Source organism: Azospirillum formosense, assembly GCF_013340925.1.
Classification (GTDB): domain Bacteria; phylum Pseudomonadota; class Alphaproteobacteria; order Azospirillales; family Azospirillaceae; genus Azospirillum; species Azospirillum formosense.
The window spans coordinates 1-19,137 of the sequence record NZ_WHOR01000103.1 but is presented as its reverse complement, the minus strand read 5'-3'; the positions used below and the strand labels follow the sequence as shown (position 1 = coordinate 19,137).

Here is a 19,137-nt window from a genome sequence, read left to right as displayed (position 1 = left end):
ACCACCAGCCCCCCGCCCCGCCCGCGACGAAGACCAGAAGGACCGCCGCCGCCGCCAGCGCCGGAAACCATCGGCGCGGGCGCACCGCCGGCCGGCCGGCCGGCCGGGCGTAGGGCGGCACCAGGGCCGCCGGCAACGGACGGTCGATCAGCGGGCCGAAGGTCCCCTGGAGCATCGCCCGCTGGGCGCGGTAGCGTTCGAAACGGCGGGCCAGATCGGGATTGCCCGCCAGATGGCGTTCGACCTCGCCGCGCCGTTCCTCCGGCAGCTCGCCGTCCATCCAGGCGTGCAGTTCGGCCTCGGTCACCGGGGCGTCCGGTTCGGTGTCCATCACTTGATCCTCCTCACCGCCTGCTCCGTCCCGCCGTCCAGCAGGACGCGCAGCCGTTCCCGGGCGCGGGCCAGCCGCGACATGACGGTCCCCACCGGAACCTCCAGAACCTCCGCCGCCTCGCGGTAGGACAGCCCCTCCAGCCCGGTCAGCAGCAGGACGGCCCGATGCTCCTCCGACAGCTGGTTGAAGGCGCGCACGAAATCCCGCACCTCCGCCCGGTCGGCGGGGGCGGCGCTGAGCGCCAGATCGTTGGCCAAGTCTTCCACCGGCACCTCCGGCCCGCGGCGGCGGCGCCAGCGCAGGCCCGAGACGTGCAGGTTGTGCAGGATCGACAGCAGCCAGCCGCCGAGCCGGGTGACGTCCCGCAGCGTGTGCCGGTTGACCAGCGCCTTCTCGATGCAGTCCTGCACGAGGTCGTCGGCGTCCGACAGGTTGCCGGCCAAAGCGGTGGCGTAGCGGCGCAGCCGCGGCACCTGCGCGGCGATGGCCCGCTCGTCCACCGGCCCATTGGCTGGGGGGCCGTTCCCTGAAGGAGGGTCGGGAGGCGGCTTTGGCAGAGGCATGCGGCGCTCCCCTTGGAAGGATGTCCTGCCCGTCTGGACGCCCGGCCGGGGACGATTATTCCCCCGCTTCGCGCTTTACGTTGCCGAGAAGCCGGACTTGCCGTCGAAGTTGCACAGGTTCTCGGTCTGGGTGAAGTCCAGCCCGGCGCGGGCCAGCCCCGAAAGAAGCTCGACGATGTCGGGGTGGCCGACCGCCACACCCTCCGGCGCCAGGAAGCGGCAGCGCCAGTGGTCGGTGCAGAAGACGCCGATGTTGCCCTCCGGCCAGACCTTCTGCGAGCGGTTGGAGATGCTGGACAGCCGCAGCGCCGGGGTGGCCACCGGAAGGACCAGACCGGCCAGTTCGTCCGGGTTGCCGCCCGGCCAATGCAGGAACACGTCCACCCCCACCAGCTCCTTCACCGCCTTGCGGCGGGGCGACAGCCGCACCCCGGACTCATAGGCGGGCCGCGCGGTGACGGCGTAGCCGACGGTGGGCAGCGTCACCGGCATCTGGCCCAGCCGCTCCACCACCGCGTCGGCGAAGGCGTGGGTGCCGACGCGCTGGCGGCTGACCCCGCGGTTGAAGATGTCCACGGTGTGGACGCCGTCCTCGATGGTCTTGAGCCAGGCGTTGTGGATGCGCGCCGCCACGTCGCCCTGTCCGATGTGGACCAGCATCATCACCGCAGCCATCAGCAGGCCCGACGGGTTGGCGATCCCCTGTCCCGCGATCATCGGCGCCGAGCCGTGGATCGCCTCGAACATGGCGCAGGCGTCGCCGATGTTGGCGGAGCCGGCCAGCCCGACCGACCCGGTGATCTGGGCGGCGATGTCCGACACGATGTCGCCGTAGAGGTTCAGCGTCACGATCACGTCGAAGCGTTCCGGCTGGTCGGCCAGACGGGCGGCGCCGATGTCGACGATCAGGTGGTCGGCCTTGATCTCCGGATATTCGGCGGCGATCTCGTTGAAGATCTTCAGGAACAGCCCGTCCGTCATCTTCATGACGTTGTCCTTGACGAAGGCGGTCACCTTGCGCCGGTGGTTGGCGCGGGCGTAGTCGAAGGCGTAGCGGACGATGCGCTCCGACCCCGGCCGGGAGATCAGCTTGACCGACTGGATCACCTCGTCGGTCTGGCGGTGCTCGATCCCGGCGTAGAGGTCCTCCTCGTTCTCGCGGATGATGACCACGTCCATGCGCGGGTGCCGCGTGCGGACGTAGGGATGGTGCGACACGCAGGGCCGCACGTTGGCGAACAGCCCCAGCGTGGTCCGCGCGGTGACGTTCAGCGACTTGTTGCCGTAGCCCTGGGGGGTGGTGATCGGCCCCTTCAGGAAGACGCGGGTGCGGCGGATCGACCCCCAGCCGGCGGCGTCCAGCCCGCCCAGATGGCCGCGGCGGTAGACCTGCTCGCCCGCCGGCACCTCCTCCACCTTCAGGCGGGCGCCGGCGGCCTCCATCACGTGAAGCACCGCGTCGGTGATCTCCGGACCGATGCCGTCGCCGCGGGCGACCGTGATGGGGGTGGTTTCGCGCATCCATTCACTCCTGGGGGAAACCCTCGAAGGAACGAAGCCGGAGGGACCGGAGCGACCCTAGACGAAAGCAGGCCCGGAGTTCAATGGCCGGCGCTTTTTTCCACCTGCAAAGCCGGGACCATTGATGCGGCGACTTGACGCTGATCTGCAATGCTTGCGTTTTCCCCATGGCGGCAATGGCAAAACGGTGGGGGCGTCCGACGGGTTGGGCTTCTATCTTCCCGCACCCTTCGACCTTGCGACCCGCCCCGATGCTGCAATCGCTCCCCCGCACCCCGTCCAACTCGCTTCTCGAACAAGGGCTGATCCGCGCCCTGAAGTCCTTCAACGGGCTGCTGCACGTCGTCCTGGCGATTGCCCTGGTCGCGGCGAGCGCCATGGTGGTCTGGGAATTTTTCGTGGAGGCCTGGGCGGCCTTTCAAAAGGACCAGCTGGCGCACGGCTTCCTGCACGCGCTCGGCGTGCTGTTCATCGTCTGGACATTGTCCGCGCTGATCTCCGCGGAGGTCGACTATGTGCGGACCAACCGCTTCCACCTGCGGGTCTTCCTGGAGGTGGCGATGATCACGCTGCTGCGGCAGCTGATCGTGCGTCCGGTCCAGGCAGTGGCGGGCGACGTGCAGACGGGCGACTGGTCCAGCCTGTGGCAGTACGGCCTTCTGCTCGCCGGCCTGATCACCGTCGCCATCGCCCATCGCCTGATCGGCGACGAGGACGCGCTGAAAGGCTGACCGGGCGCGTGGTGCGCCGGTTCAGCCTTTATGCCCCACGGTCTGGATGACCTCGAAGCCCTCGAACTGCGGCGGGCCGAGATACAGCGGTTTGCGGTCCCCCGCCCCGCGATGGGCGGCGCGGAACTCCTCCGACCGGGTCCAGGCCTGGAAATGCGCCTCCGACTCCCAGACCGTGTGGGAGGAATAGAGGCGATGGTCCTCGTAACGCGGGCCGCGCAGCATGTGGAACTCCACGAAGCCGGGGACCTTGTCCAGATGGACCTCGCGGTTCAGCCAGACCTCCTCGAAGTCCCGCTCCGAGTCCGGACGCACGCGGAAACGGTTCATGGCGATGTACATGGCGGAGCCTCCCGATCCCATTCTTAAGGGCCGTCCCTTAGAAAGCCGAACCTTCAAAGTGACGGCGGAGGCCCGCCCCGTCAACCTGACCCCATCAACCGCCCCCCCGGCCGTCAGATCTCGCCCTTGGCGAGCGCGCTGTGCAGGCGCCCGATGGTGTCGGCCAGGTTGACGCCCAGATCCTTCGCCACCTTGTCCCAAGGCATGTCGGTCCAAGCGCCCTGATCCGCGCACTTCTTGCAGGCGCTCCGGGTTCCCGACCCGATGTTCACTTCCTTGGGTGAGCGGACGGCCACATATTCCTTGTACGCCTCTTCCGCAGGCCCCGCCTTCGACAGCTTGCCTTTCAGGATCTTGTCATACAGCTCGACATTCTCGAGCGACATCTCCTGCTTGGCGATCTTGTTCAGCAGCTTGAACCAGTACGGCGACTTGAAGTAACCGTCGATGGTCTTCGGCAGGCCGTCGAACCGTTCCAGATCCGTCACGACGCTACCGGCGATCTTGTTCAGCGATGCCACCATGTCGGCGCAGGCTTCGGCGTAGACGGCGTCGCCGTCCTGCTTGGCCGCCTTGCCCGCCGCGTCGAGCGTGGGAATGTAGCCGCCCGCCGCGGATTGGAAGGCGCGGGCGTGCTTCTGCGCGTCCTGCACGGTCGTGGCGGCGTCGTAGCTCTTCAGCGCGCCTTCCAGGCCGGTCGAGCTGATCTTGCTGAACAGCTTGCCGAAACGGCTCTTGGGGTCGGGCTTCTTCTTGCCCGTCGTCTTTTCGAAGCGGTCCTTCGCCTTCTTCCAGGACGCCAGATAGGATTTCGCCACGGTCAACCCTCCATTCGAACGCGAATGGCCGTGACGATAAAAACGGGATTTCAGTCCGGCAAACGCCGTTCGGTCCGTTCAGGATGAGAATGGGCGGGGGTGCGCGTCCTCGCACCCCCCTTGAACCATCCCTACGCGGCGCGGATGCCCGCCAGGAAGCGCTCCACCTCGGTCCGCAGAACCTCCGACTGGCGGGACAACTCGCCGGCGGCGCCCAGCACCTGGGTGGCGGCGGAGCCGGTCTGGGTGGCGCCGTCGCTGACCTCGGTGATGTTGGTCGTCACCAGATGGGTGCCCTGCGCGGCCTGCTGGACGTTGCGGGCGATCTCGCCGGTCGCCGACCCCTGCTCCTCCACCGCCGAGGCGATGATCGTGGCGATCTCGCTGATCGTGCCGATGGTGTCGCCGATCCCGTTGATGGCCGCCGCCGCCCCGCCGGTGGCCTCCTGCATGGAGGCGATCTGGGAGGCGATCTCCTCCGTCGCCTTGGCGGTCTGGTTGGCGAGGTTCTTCACCTCGGACGCCACGACGGCGAAACCCTTCCCGGCCTCGCCCGCGCGCGCCGCCTCGATCGTCGCGTTGAGCGCCAGCAGGTTGGTCTGGCTGGCGATGTCGGTGATCAGCTTCACCACGTCGCCGATCCGCTGCGCCTGCGCGACGAGGCCCTGGACGCGCTCGTTGGTCTGCTGCGCCTCGCCCACCGCGTGGCTGGCGATGTTGGTGGAGCGCGTCACCTGACCGCTGATCTCGTTGATCGACGCGCTCAGCTCGTTGGTCGCCGCGGCGACGGTCTGCACGTTGACCGACGCCTGCTCGGCCGCGGCCGCCGTGCTGGCCGCCTGCCCCTTGGTCTGGTCGGCGGTCGTCAGCATGCTCTGCGCCGTGGCCTCCAACTCGGTGGCCGCGGAGGCGACGGTGCGCAGGATGCCGGAAACGTTCCGGTCGAAGGACTGCACCAGTTCCTCGACGGCGTGGGTGCGCCGCTCCTTGGCCCGGCGCTCCGCCTCCTCGGCGACCCGCATGCGCTCGCGGTCAACGGCGTTGTCCTTGAAGACCGCCACCGCCTTGGCCATGCCGCCGATCTCGTCGCCACGGCCGAGGCCGGGGACCGTCACCGAGGTGTCGCCGGTCGCCAGACGGGCCATGACGTCGGTGATCCCGGCGATCGGGCGGGAGATGCCGATGCGCGCGACCAGGACGCTCAACGCCAGCGCGCCGAGTCCGCCGCCAATGCCGACGACCATCATGAGCGTCGTCATCAGGCTGTTCACGGCGCTCAGTTCATCGTTGGCCTGGGCGATGCCCTGCATGTTGCGTTCGGAGGCCTTCTCCATGTACTGGCCCAGTTTGGTGCGGAGCGCGCGGGCCTCGGGGGTGTCGCCATGCTCGCGCGCCTTGTCCGGGCCAACCTCCATCCCGAGACGGGCAACCTCGTTGCGGTGCAGGACGAAGGCGCGCGCCGTCCGCTGGACCTCGGCGAAGGCCGCCTTGTTTTCCGGCGGCTGCAGGGCCTCCAGCTTGTCCATGAGCTTTTCCAGCTCGCTGGTGGCGCCGAGGATGTTCTTGGCGTAGGGCGTGGCGTCCGCCGTCCCATCGGTGGCATAGATGCCACGGCTGTCCATGACGACCTTGTAAATCAGGCTGTTGATCTGCTCGTTGATCAGGGATCGCCGGGACCAGTTCTGAATCTGGTCGAACTTGTCGTCGTAGGCCTGCATTCCAAGCGAGCCGACGCCACCAATGATAGCAGCCACCACACCCAGGATCGCGACAACGCTGTAGATTTTGCCGCTGATGCTGATGCGCGCAAGAACACCCTCCATTTTCCCTGACCCTCATCGACTGCATGCTGTGAACGAGAAACCTCATGCTTCGTAATGCAATCGTATGCGTTCAAGGCAGAAAGATTTTCGGCATTCCTTTGTGCACGAACGTTGCTGGGAAGTCGCAGAAATGACGATCAATGTTTAAAACGAATGAAAATCCGACCCCGATTGTAGCATATAGCAATACAATCCCGAGCAATGTTCAGATACTTAACTTTACGACTCGACTTCCTTGATCTGTGAGAATGGCAAACTCATTCTGTTTCCGAAGCAAATCATTTCGAGTACGCAAGCACTGACAAGCCCTTATCAGCCGGTAATTGATAATTCACCACACTTTTAATCATCAAAATACACCATCCATTTCGGCGCACTCCGATGGATTGAAAATCCGAGTTGCTGGACTGGACTTTGAAGGTGCGCGGTTGTCTGAAGATGCTAGCGCACCAGCTCACGCATCGCCGCATCCAGCCCCTGCAGCGTCAGCGGGTACATGCGACCGCCCAAAAGCCGCTGCAGCATGCGGGTGCTTTCCGTGTAGCCCCAGCGTGATTCCGGCGTGGGATTGAGCCAGACGGCGCGGCTGTAGACGGACAGCATCCGCTGCAGCCAGACCTGACCCGCCTCCTCGTTCCAATGCTCGACGCTGCCGCCGGCATAGGCGATCTCGTAGGGGCTCATCGCCGCGTCGCCGACGAAGACCAGCTTGTAGTCGGCGGGATAGGTGTGCAGCACGTCCCAGGTCGGGGTGCGTTCCTCATGGCGGCGCTTGTTGTCGCGCCACACGCTCTCGTAGACGCAGTTGTGGAAGTAGAAGTGCTCCAGATGCTTGAACTCGCCGCGGGCGGCGGAGAACAGCTCCTCGACCAGCCGGATGTGGTCGTCCATCGAGCCGCCGATGTCGAGGAAGAGCAGCACCTTCACCGTGTTGTGCCGCTCCGGCACCATCTTCAGGTCCAGCCAGCCGGCGTTGCTGGCGGTGGCGCGGATGGTGCCGGGCAGGTCCAGCTCGCTGGCCGCCCCGGTGCGGGCGAACTTGCGCAGGCGGCGCAGCGCCACCTTGATGTTGCGGGTGCCGATCTCGACCTGATCGTCCAGATTCCGGAACTCCCGCTTGTCCCACACCTTCACGGCGCGGCGGTGGCGGGATTCCTGCTGGCCGATGCGCACGCCCTCCGGGTTGTAGCCGTAGGCGCCGAAGGGCGAGGTTCCGGCGGTGCCGATCCATTTGGAGCCGCCTTGGTGCCGCCCCTTCTGCTCGGCCAGTCGCTCGGCCAGCGTCTCCATGAGTTTCTGCCAGCCGCCCAACGCCTGGATCTGCGCCTTCTCCTCCTCGGTCAGGAAGCGTTCGGCCAGTTTGCGCAGCCATTCCTCCGGCAGATCGACCACGGGAACCGCGTCGCCGCCGGCGCCATCCGCCCCCTCAAGCCCCTTGAAAACCTGCCCGAACACCCGGTCGAAGCGGTCGAGATTGCGCTCGTCCTTCACCAGACAGGCCCGGCTGAGGTAATAGAAGTCTTCGACGCGGAAGGCGGCGACGCCGCGCTTCATGGCCTCCATGAGCGTCAGGTACTCGTTCAGCGAGACCGGCACGCTCGCCTTGCGCAGTTCGAAGAAGAAACCCGTGAACATGCCGCCTCCCCCCGTGGGGTTTCGTCCCCATCCGCCCTCATCGTAGCGCCGACCCGCCAGGAACGCCATGACAGCCCTTCTCGACTTCGCCCGCGCGCTGGAGTTCGCCGCGCACAAGCACATCGACCAGCGCCGCAAGGGCGTGCGCGCCGAGCCCTACCTCAACCACCTGTCGGAGGTGGCGTTCCTGTGCGCCGAGGCGACGGCGGGCAAGGACCCGGTGGTGATCATCGCCGCCCTGCTGCACGACACGCTGGAAGACACCGACGCCTCCTATGAGGAGATCGAGCAGCATTTCGGAGCGGAGGTCGCCGGGGTCGTCGCCGAGACCACCGACGACAAGCGGCTGCGCAAGGCGGAGCGCAAGCAACGCCAGATCGACGCCGCCCCCACCGCTTCCTCCCGCGCCAAGCTGGTGAAGCTGGCCGATAAGGTGTCCAACCTGCGCTCCATGGCGCACAGCCCGCCCGCAGACTGGCCGCTGGAGCGCAAGATCGAGTATTTCGAATGGGCGTACGCGGTCGTCGCCGGCTTGCGCGGCACCGACGCCCGGCTGGAATCGCTGTTCGACCGCGCCTATGAGGACGGGCTCGCCGAACTGCGCGGCGACACGGTGTGAAAGCGTTGATCTGCCGCAATGTGACTACATCACGGAACCCTTATAAAAGAGGGGCTAGGTTGACCGCCGCGTCAATGCAAGGTCGCACACCATGTCCCTCATTTCCCCGGCACCTGCCACCCATGATGCCGACCAGCCGCGCGAGCGCTGGTTCGTGCAACGCCCCAAGGTCTACGCCGCCGACGTCCGAGGCCGCTTCCGCCAGTTGAAATGGCTGGCCCTGGCGATCCTGCTCGGCGTCTATTACGTCACGCCCTGGCTGCGCTGGGATCGCGGGCCGGGCATTCCCGATCAGGCGGTGCTGGTCGATATGGTGGGCCGGCGCGCCTACTTCTTCTGGATCGAGATCTGGCCGCAGGAGGTCTATTACCTGACCGGCCTGCTCATCATCGGCGCCTTCGGCATCTTCTTCGCCACCACCCTGCTCGGCCGCATCTGGTGTGGCTACGCCTGCCCGCAGACGGTCTGGAGCGACCTGTTCATGTGGGTGGAGCGCAAGCTGGAAGGCCCGCGCACCGAGCGCATCCGGCTCGACAAGGCGCCGCTGTCGGCGCGCAAGCTGGGGCTGAAGGCGTCGAAGCACGCCATCTGGCTGGCGATCTCGCTGGTCACCGGCGGCGCCTGGATCTTCTACTTCAACGACGCCCCGACGCTGTTGCGCGAGATCGCGACGGGCGAGGTGTCATGGAAGGTGCTGGCCTTCGCCGGGCTGTTCACCGCCACCACCTATTTCTTCGCCGGCTGGGCGCGCGAGCAGATCTGCATCTACGTCTGCCCGTGGCGCAGCTTCCAGGCGGCGATGGTCGATGAGGACACCTACGTCGTCACCTACCAGGATTGGCGCGGCGAAGGGCGTGCGCCGCTGCGCAAGTCGCAGAGCTGGGACGAGCGGACGGCGGAGGGGCTGGGCGACTGCATCGATTGCAAGCTGTGCGTCCATGTCTGCCCGACCGGCACCGACATCCGCAAGGGCCAGCAGATCTCCTGCATCGGCTGCGGCCTGTGCGTGGACGCCTGCAACGACGTGATGGCCCAGGTCGGGCGCCCCGGCGACCTGATCCTGTTCGACACCCGCTCCAACCAGGTCGCCAGGGCCGACGGTCAGGCCGCCCCGGTGCGGCTGCTGCGCCCGCGCACGGTGATCTACGCCCTCATCATCCTGGTGGTCGCCGGCGCGATGGCCGTCTCCCTGGCGCTGCGTCCGACGCTGGACGTCAGCGTGCTGCGCGACCGCGCCCCGCTCTATGTGCAGCAGTCGAACGGCGACGTGCAGAACGCCTACACCATCAAAATCCTCAACAAGACCCACGAGGCGCGGACCTACCGCCTGTCGGTGGAGGGATTGGCGAACGCCGACCTGTCGGTCGCCAGCGTGGACGCCCAATCGGGGAACTCGCTGACCTTGAACGCGGAAGCGGATTCGGTGGCGACCTACCGCATTTTCGTCCGCGTGCCGCAGGGCGCCGCGACGCCGGGCTCCACCGACGTGACCGTGCTGGCGCGCGACGTGACCAGCGGCGAGATCGGCCGGCACCGCAGCGTGTTCATGGCGCCCTGAAACCCCTCTCCCGTCCCGGAAGAGGGTGGCCCGAAGGGCCGGGTGAGGGCCGTGCGAGGATCAAGACGGTGACTCTCGGCAGCACCCTCACCCCTCCCGCGCCTTGCGCGGGCTCCTTCCCTCTCCCGGGACGGGAGAGGGACAGTACGCATCCGCTCAATGCATCATGTGCCCGCCGGCCGCGGCGGCACCCGTGAGCAGCGTCGGGTCCAGCATGCCGAAGATCATGGCGACGTGCGCGACGATCAGGAACAGCCCGACAAGGGCCGCGTGGATCGCCATGCGGCCATGCTCGCCGCGGGCCCGCCCGATCAGCCCAAGGTCCAGGAGCGCGATGCCGCGCCTGCGAGGCCAACCGTCCTTCAGACGGTGCGCCCGCAGGCTGATCCTGGTCCTGTCCCAGCCTGCGGTCGTTGATGGCGATCAAGCGGCGGCGAGCGTCCGCACCAGCGTGTCGGAATCCACGTTGCGGCCGGACAGCACGGCGACGGCCCGCCCCTCCGCCGGCGCCTTCCCGGCCAGCAGCGCCGCCACCGCGGCGGCACCGGCGCCTTCCGCCACCATGCCGAAGGACCCATGCAGGGTCCGCATCGCCGCCGCGACCTCGCCTTCCTCCACCTCGACCAGGGCGTCCACGAAGCCGGCCAGCAGAGCCTGCGGCAGCTTGCCGAGCGCGTCCACCGCGATCCCGTCGGCCAGGGTCGGTCCCCGCCGGCGCGCCAGCCGCACCCCGACCACGGTGACGGAAGGCCTGCGCGCCTTCACCGCCGCCGCCATGCCGGCCAGCAAACCGCCACCACCCACAGGCACCACCAGCGTATCGAGGTCCGGACGGTCGGCCAGCACCTCCAGCCCCACCGTGCCCTGCCCGGCGATCACGTCCGGGTCGTCGTAGGGATGCACGAAGGTCAGCCGCCGCTCCGCCGCCAGTTGCAGCGCGCGGGCCTTCGCCTCCCCCACGGTGGAGCCGGACAACACGACTTCGGCGCCCAGCGCCTCCGTCCGCTCCACCTTGCAGCGCGGCGCGGTAACCGGCATGACGATGGTCGCCGCCACGCCCAGCCGCTGGGCGTGCAGCGCCAGTCCGGCGGCGTGGTTGCCCGCCGACATGGCGACGACGCCCGCCGCGCGCTCCAACGCCGTCAGGCGCAGCAAGCGGTTCAGGGCGCCGCGCTCCTTGAAGGCGCCGGTCGCCTGGAAGGTCTCCGCCTTCAGCCAGACATCACGCCCCAGCGTCGGGGCGTGCAGGAGCGGCGTGCGGACGATCCGCCCGTGCAGACGCTCGGCGGCGTCCTCGATGGCGGAGAGGGGGAGCCAGGACGGCAGACGGTCTTCAGCATCATGGCGGACGGAAACGGAAGGCAGACGGGTGGCGTGCGCGGACGGCATCGCGGGAATCCTCGGGCGGAGGGAACGAACGGGGGGCGGAAAAGGAAGGCGCGAAACCCGGCCCGCGTCAGCGGACCGGGACGATAATTCGCGCGGAGCCCCGCATTCGCTCCGCCGGATGGCGCAGCGCACGCGTGAAGCGACGGGTCAGGGGATCGTGATGAACCGGATTGCGGGTTCCGGAAGACCCAGGGCGCACGGACACGCCACACTCCACACCAGATTGCGAAAACGAACGCTCGCGGTCCGGCGCCCTCTGTCAGAGCGCCGGGGCGGTAATTCGCATTCGGTTCAGGTGCGGGGTCGATTGCATGGGTTCAGGCTGCCCCAGAAGGCCGGCCGCGGTCAAGCGCTTCCTAGCGCCCTTCCCGCTTGGCGAGAAAAGCCAGCCGTTCCAGAAGATGCACGTCCTGTTCGTTCTTCAAAAGCGCGCCGCACAGCGGCGGGATCAGGCTGCGGGCGTCCTTGGCGCGCAGGGTCTCGGGGTCCACGTCCTCGACCATCAGCAGCTTGATCCAGTCGAGAAGCTCCGAGGTGGAGGGCTTCTTCTTGAGGCCCGGCACCTCGCGCAGGCTGTAGAACAGCGACATCGCCTCGCGCAGCAGGTCCTGCTTCAGGCCGGGATAATGGACGTCCACGATCCGCTCCATGGTGTCGCGGTCGGGAAAGCGGATGTAGTGGAAGAAGCAGCGGCGCAGGAAGGCGTCCGGCAGTTCCTTCTCGTTGTTCGAGGTGATGATGACGAGGGGGCGCCGCGCCGCCTTGACCGTCTGCCGCGTCTCGTAGACGTGGAACTCCATGCGGTCGAGTTCGAGCAGCAGGTCGTTGGGAAACTCGATGTCGGCCTTGTCGATCTCGTCGATCAGCAGCACGGGGGGCTCCGGCGCCTCGAACGCTTCCCACAGCTTGCCGCGCACGATGTAGTTGCCGATGTCGTGCACCCGCTCCTCGCCGAGTTGGCTGTCGCGCAGGCGGCTGACCGCGTCGTACTCGTAGAGGCCCTGCTGCGCCTTGGTCGTGGACTTGATGTGCCAGGCGAGCAGCGGCTTGTTCAGGGCGCGGGCGACCTCCTGGGCCAGCACGGTCTTGCCGGTGCCCGGTTCCCCCTTCACCAGCAGCGGGCGCTCAAGCGTGATGGCCGCGTTGACGGCCACCATCAGGTCGTCGGTGGCGACGTAGGAGTCGGTGCCGGTGAAGCGCATGCCAGTCGGTTCCGCGGTATTGTTCGTTGACCCGCGCATCCTTCCAGCACGGCGGGCGTCATGCAAGACGGAACCGCCGCGGGCCGCCCGGCGTTCCCCCGCGGAAGGAGACCGCCATGTCGACCGATCCCAATTTCTGGCCCGATTATCTGGAACAACACCGCGACCCGACGAACCGGGCGCTGCACGTCGCCGGCACGCTGTCGGCGGCGGCCCTGCTGGGTGTGGGACTGGCCCGCCGCGACTGGCGGGCGCTGGTGGCGGCGCCGCTGGTCGGCTACGGCGCGGCGTGGCTGGGCCATTTCCTGGTGGAGCGCAACCGCCCCAAGACGCTGGACGCGCCGCTGGCCTCGCTGGCCGCGGACGTCCGCATGGCCGGGCTGGCCCTGACCGGACAGCTGGCGCGGGAATACCGGCGCTACGGCATTCCCGACCGCCCCGGCCTCGTCATCCGCCGGCGCCCGCCGAGCGCCCCCGCCCCGGCTTTGGAGCGGGTGAGCCCGGAGAACGATCGCGGTTATTAGGAGGCGGCCTTCGCCGCCACCGCCTTCTCGATGGCCTCGACGGCGGCGGGCGCCAGAGCGGCGTCCGGACCGCCGGCCTGGGCCATGTCCGGACGGCCGCCGCCGCCCTTCCCGCCCAGAGCCTCGGCGCCGACGCGCACCAGATCGACGGCGCTGATCTTGCCGGTCAGGTCGTCGGTGACGCCGACGACGATGGACGCCTTGCCCTCGTTGGAGGCGATCAGAACCACGACGCCGGAATCGACCTGCTTCTTCAGCTCGTCGGCCATCGGCTTCAGGTCCTTGGCCGGCAGGCCCTCGACCACGCGGGCGGCGAACTTGACGCCCGCGATGTCCTTGGCCTCGTTGCCGCCCTCGGCCTTGGCGCCGCCGCCCATGGCGACCTGACGGCGGAGTTCGGCCAGCTCGCGCTCCATCTTCTTGCGCTCGTCGACCAGAGCGGCGAGGCGCGTCGGGACGTCCTCCGGACGGACCTTCAGGACGGACGCCGCCTCGGTCAGCAGATGGTCGCGCTCCGACAGCCACGCCTTGGCGCCGGTGCCGGTCAGCGCCTCGATGCGGCGCACGCCGGCGGCGACGGCGCCCTCGGCGACGATCGTGAACAGGCCGATGTCGCCGGTGCGGCGGACGTGGGTGCCGCCGCACAGCTCGATCGAGTAATCGCGGTCCAGCTCGCCATGCGGGCCGCCCATGGAGACGACGCGCACCTCGTCGCCGTACTTCTCGCCGAACAGGGCCATGGCGCCGGAAGCGCGGGCCTCGTCCGGGGACATCAGGCGGGTGACGACCTCGCTGTTGCCGAGGATGCGGCGGTTCACCTCGTCCTCGACCGCGGCGATGTCCGCCGGGGTCAGGCCGGTCGGCTGGCTGATGTCGAAGCGCAGGCGCTCCTGGGCGACCAGCGAGCCCTTCTGGGTGACGTGCTCGCCCAGGCGGCGGCGCAGCGCCTCGTGCAGCAGGTGGGTGGCCGAGTGGTTGGCGCGGATGGCCGAGCGGCGCTCCGTGTCCACCCGCAGTTCCACCACGTCGCCGACCTTCAGCGTGCCCTTGGTGACCGTGCCGACATGGGCCCAGACGGCGCCCAGCTTCTTCTGGGTGTCGGAGACGGCGACCTCGGTGCCCTCGGCGGAGAAGATCACGCCGGCATCGCCGACCTGACCGCCCGATTCACCGTAAAAGGGCGTCTGGTTCACGACGACCAGCACCTCGTCCCCGGCGGAGGCCTGCTCGACGCGGGCGTCGCCCTTGACGATGGCGGTCACCTTGCCCTCGGCGACCTCGGTGTCGTAGCCGAAGAATTCCGTGGCGCCCAGCTCGTCCTTCAGCTCGTACCACAGCTTCTCGGTCGTCGCCTCGCCCGAGCCGGCCCAGGACTCGCGGGCCTTGCGGCGCTGCTCGTCCATGGCCGTCTTGAAACCGGCCTCATCGACCGGGCGGCCCTGGGTGCGCAGCACGTCCTGGGTCAGGTCGAGCGGGAAGCCGTAGGTGTCGTACAGCTTGAAGGCGACGTCGCCGGGCAGCGGCTGGCCCTCGCCCAGGCGGCCGACCTCGTCCTCCAGCAGGCGCAGGCCACGCTCCAACGTCTGCTTGAAGCGGGTTTCCTCCAGCTTCAGCGTCTCGACGATCAGTGCGCGGGCGCGGTTCAGCTCCGGATAGGCGTCGCCCATCTGCTGGATCAGCGCCGGGACGAGGCGGTGCATCAGCGGCTCGGCAGCCCCGATCATGTGGGCGTGGCGCATGGCGCGGCGCATGATGCGGCGCAGCACATAGCCGCGGCCCTCGTTCGACGGCAGAACGCCGTCGGCGATCAGGAAGCAGCAGGAGCGCAGATGGTCGGCGATGACGCGGTGCGAGACGGCGTGCGGGCCGTCCGGCGCGGTCTTCGTCGCCTCGGCGGAGGCCACGATCAGCGCCCGCATCAGGTCGATGTCGTAGTTGTCGTGCTTGCCCTGGAGCACGGCGGCCAGACGCTCCAGCCCCATGCCGGTGTCGATCGACGGCTTCGGCAGGGCGATCAGGTCGTCCGGACCGCGCTGCTCATACTGCATGAACACGAGGTTCCAGATCTCGATGAAGCGGTCGCCGTCCTGGTCGGGCGAGCCCGGAGGACCGCCGGCGATGTGCGGGCCGTGGTCGAAGAAGATTTCCGAGCAGGGACCGCAGGGGCCGGTGTCGCCCATGCGCCAGAAATTGTCGTCGGTCGGGATGCGGATGATACGGTCGTCCGACAGGCCGGCGACCTTGCGCCAGATGCCCGCCGCGTCCTCGTCGGAGCTGTGGACGGTGACCAGCAGCTTGTCCGCCGGCAGCCCGAACTCCTTCGTCACGAGGTTCCAGGCGAAGGCGATCGCATCGTCCTTGAAGTAGTCGCCGAACGAGAAGTTGCCCAGCATCTCGAAGAAGGTGTGGTGCCGCGCCGTGTAGCCGACATTGTCCAGGTCGTTGTGCTTGCCGCCCGCGCGCACGCACTTCTGCGAGGTGGTCGCGCGGGAGTAAGGCCGCTGCTCCGCCCCGGTGAAGACGTTCTTGAACTGCACCATGCCGGCGTTCGTGAACATCAGCGTCGGGTCGTTGCGCGGAACCAGCGGCGACGACTCCACGATCTGGTGGCCGTTCTTCGCGAAAAAGTCCAGGAACGTGCGGCGGATGTCGTTGGCGGTCTTCATAAGCTGTCCAGGCTCCGGCTACGGTCGGCTACAATCGGCGGCGCGGCCTTGTTCGCGGCCGAACCGTGCTTTTAACGTGACTTGCGGTGGCTGTCCACAGAGTGCCCGCGACGGGCCCCCGCGCGGCGACAGGCCGCGTGGACGGAGCGCCACACATTTGCATGATCGTCGGCGCGGACGGGCGGTGGAATCGGCCACCGCCCCGCCGCTCACAAGGAGATGAGAGGAAGCGGAAAATCCTCGAACTCCTGATCCTGCTGTTGCGGGCGCTCAAGCTGCTGCTTGAGATCCTGAACCGCTAGGACCGGGCCGGCGGACGGGTGCTGGAACACCCGTCCGCCCAGCCTGAATGTAGGGCTTTTCCACCCCTCCGGCAAGACGGCGAAAAGCCCCTCCCCGGTGGACCGGAGAGGGGCTTTCACACAGAGAAACCGGCTTGCCGCCCGGGATCACTCCGGCGTGGCGGCCTCGCCGTCGGCCTCCGGGGTGCCCATCATGGCGTCGGCGACGAGGCCGGCGTTGCCGCGGATCTTCGCCTCGATGGCGTCGGCCGTGGCCGGGTTGTTGCGCAGGTAGTTCTTGGCGTTCTCGCGGCCCTGGCCGATGCGGGTGCCATCGTAGCTGAACCACGCGCCGGACTTCTCCACCACGCCGGCCTGGATGCCGAGGTCGAGAAGCTCGCCCACCTTCGACACGCCCTCGCCGTACATGATGTCGAACTCGACCACGCGGAACGGCGGGGCCATCTTGTTCTTCACCACCTTGACGCGGGTCTGGTTGCCCACCACCGTCTCGCGGTCCTTGATCGCGCCGATGCGGCGGATGTCCAGGCGGACCGAGGCGTAGAACTTCAGCGCGTTGCCGCCGGTCGTCGTCTCCGGGTTGCCGAACATCACGCCGATCTTCAGGCGGATCTGGTTGATGAAGATCACCAGACAGTTCGACTTGGCGATGGAACCGGTCAGCTTGCGCAGCGCCTGGCTCATCAGGCGGGCGTGCAGGCCGACGTGGCTGTCGCCCATCTCGCCTTCCAGCTCGGCGCGCGGCACCAGGGCCGCCACCGAGTCGACCACCAGCACGTCGACGGCGCCGGAGCGCACCAGCGTGTCGGCGATCTCCAGCGCCTGCTCGCCGGCGTCGGGCTGGGAGATCAGCAGCTCGTCCACATTCACGCCCAGCTTGCGGGCGTAGGACGGGTCCAGGGCGTGCTCCGCGTCCACGAAGGCGCAGGTGCCGCCGCCCTTCTGGGCCTGGGCGATGGCGTGCAGCGCCAGCGTCGTCTTGCCCGAGCTTTCCGGCCCGTAGATCTCGATGATGCGGCCGCGCGGCAGGCCGCCGATGCCCAGCGCGATGTCGAGGCCGAGCGAGCCGGTGGAAACGACCTCCGTCTCGACCGTGTTCTCGCGGGCGCCGAGCTTCATGATCGAGCCCTTGCCAAAGGCGCGCTCGATCTGCGCCAGAGCGGCATCCAGGGCCTTCTGCTTATCCATGGAATCCTTCTCGACCAAACGAAGCTGTGCGGACGACATGCCCGTCTCCCCTTGTTAGATCACATCCGCGGCCCCAGGGCCAACGATCTCACCAACGGTCATTCGGTGAGAGGGAATGTACCAGCTTTGTTCCTCTGCGCAAAGCCATAAGTTCCGCGAATGTTCTCATCGTAAGTTAGGAACGATCCGGCACCGTGCAACGGAAATCCAACTGCGGCGTTCAAGAGGAGACGCTCCGCCAACGACACCCCGAAAAGCCACGCATGATGACCGTCCACTCCACGCTCGACCGCATGATCGACCGCCTCACCACCCAGCGCGTCGCGCTCGGCTGGGCCGCCGGCTGCGTCGCGGGCACGCCCGGTCTGGTGATGGAGATCGGTCTGGGGAAGGGCCGCACCTACGACCATCTGCGCAGCCTGTTCCCGCCGCGCGACATTCTGGTGTTCGACCTGTGGGCGCGCGTTCCCGCATCCCTGCGCCCGGACGAGGACCGGCTGTTCCTTGGCGATTTCCAGGACACGCTGCCCGCCACGGTGGAACTCTTCCGCGGTGCGGTGCGGCTGGCCCACGCCGACATCGGCAGCGCGCAGGAAGACGACGAGGACGGCATCCGCCATTGGATCGGCGGATTGATCGAGCCCTTCCTGGCGCCGGGCGCGTTCGTCCTGTCGGACCGTCCGATCGGCGACGGGCGTCACGGGTGGAAGGCCCTCGACGTTCCGGGAACGGAACGCTGGGCCTATCACGGCTGGCGCGTCGGATAGGCGCCGCCGCCCAACCCGCTATTTCCCGTCCCGGATGACCTCCTTCACCTTGGAGGCAAGTTGCTTCAAGGAAAAGGGCTTGGGCAGGAAATGCGCGACCTCGACCCCGTCGATCTCGCCCAGACGGTCCTCGGCGTAGCCGGAGATGAAGATGACGCGCATGTCGGGCCGCATCTGCCGGACATGGCGGGCCAGGGTCGGGCCGTCCATCTGCGGCATCACCACGTCGGTGATCAGCAGGTCGATGCGGTTGCCGTCCGTGCCGATCTGCTGCAGCGCCGCCTCGCCGTTCTTGGCCTCCAGCACCTGATAGCCCTTGTTGCGCAGCGCGCGGGCGGAGAAGACGCGCACGGCATCCTCGTCCTCGACCAGCATGATGGTGCCGGAGCCGGTCAGGTCGCTGCCGCGCCGCTCGCGCGGCTCGCCCTGGTCGGGACGGGCCTCGCCCTTGTGGCGGGGCAGCAGGATGGTGAAGGTCGTCCCCTCCCCCTTCTCCGACTCGACCAGCACGAAGCCGCCGGTCTGGCGGACGATGCCGTAGACGGTGGACAGCCCCAGCCCGGTGCCCGACCCCACCCCCTTGGTCGTGAAGAAGGGCTCGAAGATGCGCTGGAGATTCTCCTTGGGGATGCCGCAGCCGGTGTCGATCACCTCGATGGACACATAGTCGCCGGACGGGATGGTCTCGTGCTCGCGGCGCTGCGCCTGCTCGACCACATGGTTGGAGGTGACGATGGTCAGCCGCCCGCCTCCGGCCATCGCGTCGCGCGCGTTGACCACCAGGTTGATGATCACCTGCTCCAGCTGGTTCTGGTCCACCTTGACGTAGCCGATGTCGCGGCCGTGGAGCATCTTCAGCTCGATGTTCTCGCCGATCAGCCGGCGCATCAGGTTGCCAAGCTCGGCCAGGACGTCGGTCACGCTCAGGATGCGCGGCTGCAGCGTCTGCTGGCGGGAGAAGGCCAGGAGCTGGCGCACCAGGTTGGCCGCACGGTTGGCGTTCTGCTTGATCTGCATGATGTCGCTGAAGGACTGGTCGCCCGGCTTGTGGCGCAGCAGCAGCAGATCGCAGAAGCCGATCATCGCGGTCAGCAGGTTGTTGAAATCGTGGGCGACGCCGCCGGCCAGCGGGCCGACCGCCTGCATCTTCTGCGA

18 protein-coding genes are annotated in these 19,137 nt (G+C 67.9%); 5 read left to right on the top strand and 13 right to left on the bottom strand.

Annotated features, from left to right (window positions below):
• The 3 genes from GBZ26_RS15020 to GBZ26_RS15010 all read right to left on the bottom strand — a co-directional run.
• A partial coding sequence (locus GBZ26_RS15020) for an anti-sigma factor family protein (protein ID WP_174439528.1) occupies window positions 1-331 on the bottom strand: 331 nt, incomplete at its 3' end.
• The gene (locus GBZ26_RS15015; RefSeq protein WP_246653634.1) at window positions 331-897 is read right to left on the bottom strand and encodes an RNA polymerase sigma factor; all 567 of its coding nucleotides are present in this window, start codon (window positions 895-897) and stop codon (window positions 331-333) included. The genes GBZ26_RS15020 and GBZ26_RS15015, both read right to left, overlap by 1 nt.
• Window positions 898-972: 75 nt before the next feature.
• Window positions 973-2,418: an NADP-dependent isocitrate dehydrogenase gene (locus GBZ26_RS15010; RefSeq protein ID WP_174439527.1), complete on the bottom strand. Its 1,446-nt coding sequence runs from the start codon at window positions 2,416-2,418 to the stop codon at window positions 973-975.
• A gap of 251 nt (window positions 2,419-2,669) precedes the next feature.
• Between GBZ26_RS15010 and GBZ26_RS15005 the strand changes: the two genes are divergently transcribed.
• Window positions 2,670-3,149 carry a phosphate-starvation-inducible PsiE family protein gene (locus GBZ26_RS15005; RefSeq protein WP_174439526.1) on the top strand — a complete coding sequence of 160 codons (480 nt, stop codon included), beginning with the start codon at window positions 2,670-2,672 and terminating at the stop codon, window positions 3,147-3,149.
• 21 nt (window positions 3,150-3,170) lie between these two features.
• Here GBZ26_RS15005 and hmuQ read toward each other — a convergent pair whose 3' ends face one another.
• The 4 genes from hmuQ to GBZ26_RS14985 form a co-directional block, all read right to left on the bottom strand.
• On the bottom strand, window positions 3,171-3,491 hold the full coding sequence (gene hmuQ / locus GBZ26_RS15000; RefSeq protein ID WP_174439525.1) for a heme-degrading protein HmuQ: 321 nt from the start codon (window positions 3,489-3,491) through the stop codon (window positions 3,171-3,173).
• A 113-nt stretch (window positions 3,492-3,604) separates the two neighbouring features.
• Complete coding sequence (locus tag GBZ26_RS14995) at window positions 3,605-4,309, bottom strand: regulator of G-protein signaling domain-containing protein (protein ID WP_174439524.1); 705 nt, start codon at window positions 4,307-4,309, stop codon at window positions 3,605-3,607.
• A 131-nt stretch (window positions 4,310-4,440) separates the two neighbouring features.
• On the bottom strand, window positions 4,441-6,132 hold the full coding sequence (locus GBZ26_RS14990; protein ID WP_174439523.1) for a methyl-accepting chemotaxis protein: 1,692 nt from the start codon (window positions 6,130-6,132) through the stop codon (window positions 4,441-4,443).
• A 441-nt stretch (window positions 6,133-6,573) separates the two neighbouring features.
• The gene (locus tag GBZ26_RS14985; RefSeq protein WP_174439522.1) at window positions 6,574-7,767 is read right to left on the bottom strand and encodes a vWA domain-containing protein; all 1,194 of its coding nucleotides are present in this window, start codon (window positions 7,765-7,767) and stop codon (window positions 6,574-6,576) included.
• Between the two features lie 67 nt (window positions 7,768-7,834).
• Between GBZ26_RS14985 and GBZ26_RS14980 the strand changes: the two genes are divergently transcribed.
• Entirely contained in the window at window positions 7,835-8,386 is a 552-nt protein-coding gene (locus GBZ26_RS14980) for an HD domain-containing protein (RefSeq protein ID WP_174439521.1), read from the top strand.
• 91 nt (window positions 8,387-8,477) lie between these two features.
• Window positions 8,478-9,944, top strand: a complete 1,467-nt coding sequence (gene ccoG, locus GBZ26_RS14975) for a cytochrome c oxidase accessory protein CcoG (protein WP_174439520.1) — start codon at window positions 8,478-8,480, stop codon at window positions 9,942-9,944.
• Between the two features lie 156 nt (window positions 9,945-10,100).
• Here the strand turns inward: ccoG and GBZ26_RS30680 are convergent, their stop codons facing one another.
• The 3 genes from GBZ26_RS30680 to GBZ26_RS14965 form a co-directional block, all read right to left on the bottom strand.
• Window positions 10,101-10,271: a DUF6803 family protein gene (locus tag GBZ26_RS30680; protein ID WP_344917905.1), complete on the bottom strand. Its 171-nt coding sequence runs from the start codon at window positions 10,269-10,271 to the stop codon at window positions 10,101-10,103.
• A 96-nt stretch (window positions 10,272-10,367) separates the two neighbouring features.
• Window positions 10,368-11,333, bottom strand: coding sequence for a threonine ammonia-lyase (locus tag GBZ26_RS14970; RefSeq protein ID WP_174439519.1), 966 nt, complete (start codon window positions 11,331-11,333; stop codon window positions 10,368-10,370).
• A gap of 356 nt (window positions 11,334-11,689) precedes the next feature.
• On the bottom strand, window positions 11,690-12,535 hold the full coding sequence (locus GBZ26_RS14965; RefSeq protein ID WP_014240958.1) for an AAA family ATPase: 846 nt from the start codon (window positions 12,533-12,535) through the stop codon (window positions 11,690-11,692).
• A gap of 116 nt (window positions 12,536-12,651) precedes the next feature.
• Between GBZ26_RS14965 and GBZ26_RS14960 the strand changes: the two genes are divergently transcribed.
• The gene (locus GBZ26_RS14960; protein WP_174439518.1) at window positions 12,652-13,059 is read left to right on the top strand and encodes an Mpo1-like protein; all 408 of its coding nucleotides are present in this window, start codon (window positions 12,652-12,654) and stop codon (window positions 13,057-13,059) included.
• Here GBZ26_RS14960 and alaS read toward each other — a convergent pair.
• Both alaS and recA read right to left on the bottom strand, forming a co-directional pair.
• A complete protein-coding gene (gene alaS / locus GBZ26_RS14955; protein WP_174439517.1) occupies window positions 13,056-15,725 on the bottom strand; it encodes an alanine--tRNA ligase in 2,670 nt (889 codons plus the stop codon). The two genes, GBZ26_RS14960 and alaS, sit on opposite strands and share 4 nt — an antisense overlap.
• A gap of 449 nt (window positions 15,726-16,174) precedes the next feature.
• A complete protein-coding gene (gene recA / locus GBZ26_RS14950) occupies window positions 16,175-17,254 on the bottom strand; it encodes a recombinase RecA (protein WP_014240962.1) in 1,080 nt (359 codons plus the stop codon).
• A gap of 224 nt (window positions 17,255-17,478) precedes the next feature.
• Between recA and GBZ26_RS14945 the strand changes: the two genes are divergently transcribed.
• Window positions 17,479-17,982, top strand: a complete 504-nt coding sequence (locus GBZ26_RS14945; RefSeq protein ID WP_174439516.1) for a class I SAM-dependent methyltransferase — start codon at window positions 17,479-17,481, stop codon at window positions 17,980-17,982.
• An 18-nt stretch (window positions 17,983-18,000) separates the two neighbouring features.
• Here the strand turns inward: GBZ26_RS14945 and GBZ26_RS14940 are convergent.
• Window positions 18,001-19,137 (bottom strand): ATP-binding protein (locus GBZ26_RS14940; RefSeq protein ID WP_174439515.1); only part of this gene is annotated, 1,137 nt, incomplete at its 5' end.

Bases quoted from the DNA above. Each gene is read 5' to 3' on its own strand.
- GBZ26_RS15015 (WP_246653634.1), bottom strand. From the start codon at position 897: ATGCCTCTGCCAAAGCCGCCTCCCGACCCTCCTTCAGGGAACGGCCCC.
- GBZ26_RS15010 (WP_174439527.1), bottom strand. From the start codon at position 2,418: ATGCGCGAAACCACCCCCATCACGGTCGCCCGCGGCGACGGCATCGGT.
- GBZ26_RS15005 (WP_174439526.1), top strand. From the start codon at position 2,670: ATGCTGCAATCGCTCCCCCGCACCCCGTCCAACTCGCTTCTCGAACAA.
- hmuQ (WP_174439525.1), bottom strand. From the start codon at position 3,491: ATGTACATCGCCATGAACCGTTTCCGCGTGCGTCCGGACTCGGAGCGG.
- GBZ26_RS14990 (WP_174439523.1), bottom strand. From the start codon at position 6,132: ATGGAGGGTGTTCTTGCGCGCATCAGCATCAGCGGCAAAATCTACAGC.
- GBZ26_RS14985 (WP_174439522.1), bottom strand. From the start codon at position 7,767: ATGTTCACGGGTTTCTTCTTCGAACTGCGCAAGGCGAGCGTGCCGGTC.
- GBZ26_RS14980 (WP_174439521.1), top strand. From the start codon at position 7,835: ATGACAGCCCTTCTCGACTTCGCCCGCGCGCTGGAGTTCGCCGCGCAC.
- ccoG (WP_174439520.1), top strand. From the start codon at position 8,478: ATGTCCCTCATTTCCCCGGCACCTGCCACCCATGATGCCGACCAGCCG.
- GBZ26_RS14970 (WP_174439519.1), bottom strand. From the start codon at position 11,333: ATGCCGTCCGCGCACGCCACCCGTCTGCCTTCCGTTTCCGTCCGCCAT.
- GBZ26_RS14965 (WP_014240958.1), bottom strand. From the start codon at position 12,535: ATGCGCTTCACCGGCACCGACTCCTACGTCGCCACCGACGACCTGATG.
- GBZ26_RS14960 (WP_174439518.1), top strand. From the start codon at position 12,652: ATGTCGACCGATCCCAATTTCTGGCCCGATTATCTGGAACAACACCGC.
- alaS (WP_174439517.1), bottom strand. From the start codon at position 15,725: ATGAAGACCGCCAACGACATCCGCCGCACGTTCCTGGACTTTTTCGCG.
- recA (WP_014240962.1), bottom strand. From the start codon at position 17,254: ATGTCGTCCGCACAGCTTCGTTTGGTCGAGAAGGATTCCATGGATAAG.
- GBZ26_RS14945 (WP_174439516.1), top strand. From the start codon at position 17,479: ATGATGACCGTCCACTCCACGCTCGACCGCATGATCGACCGCCTCACC.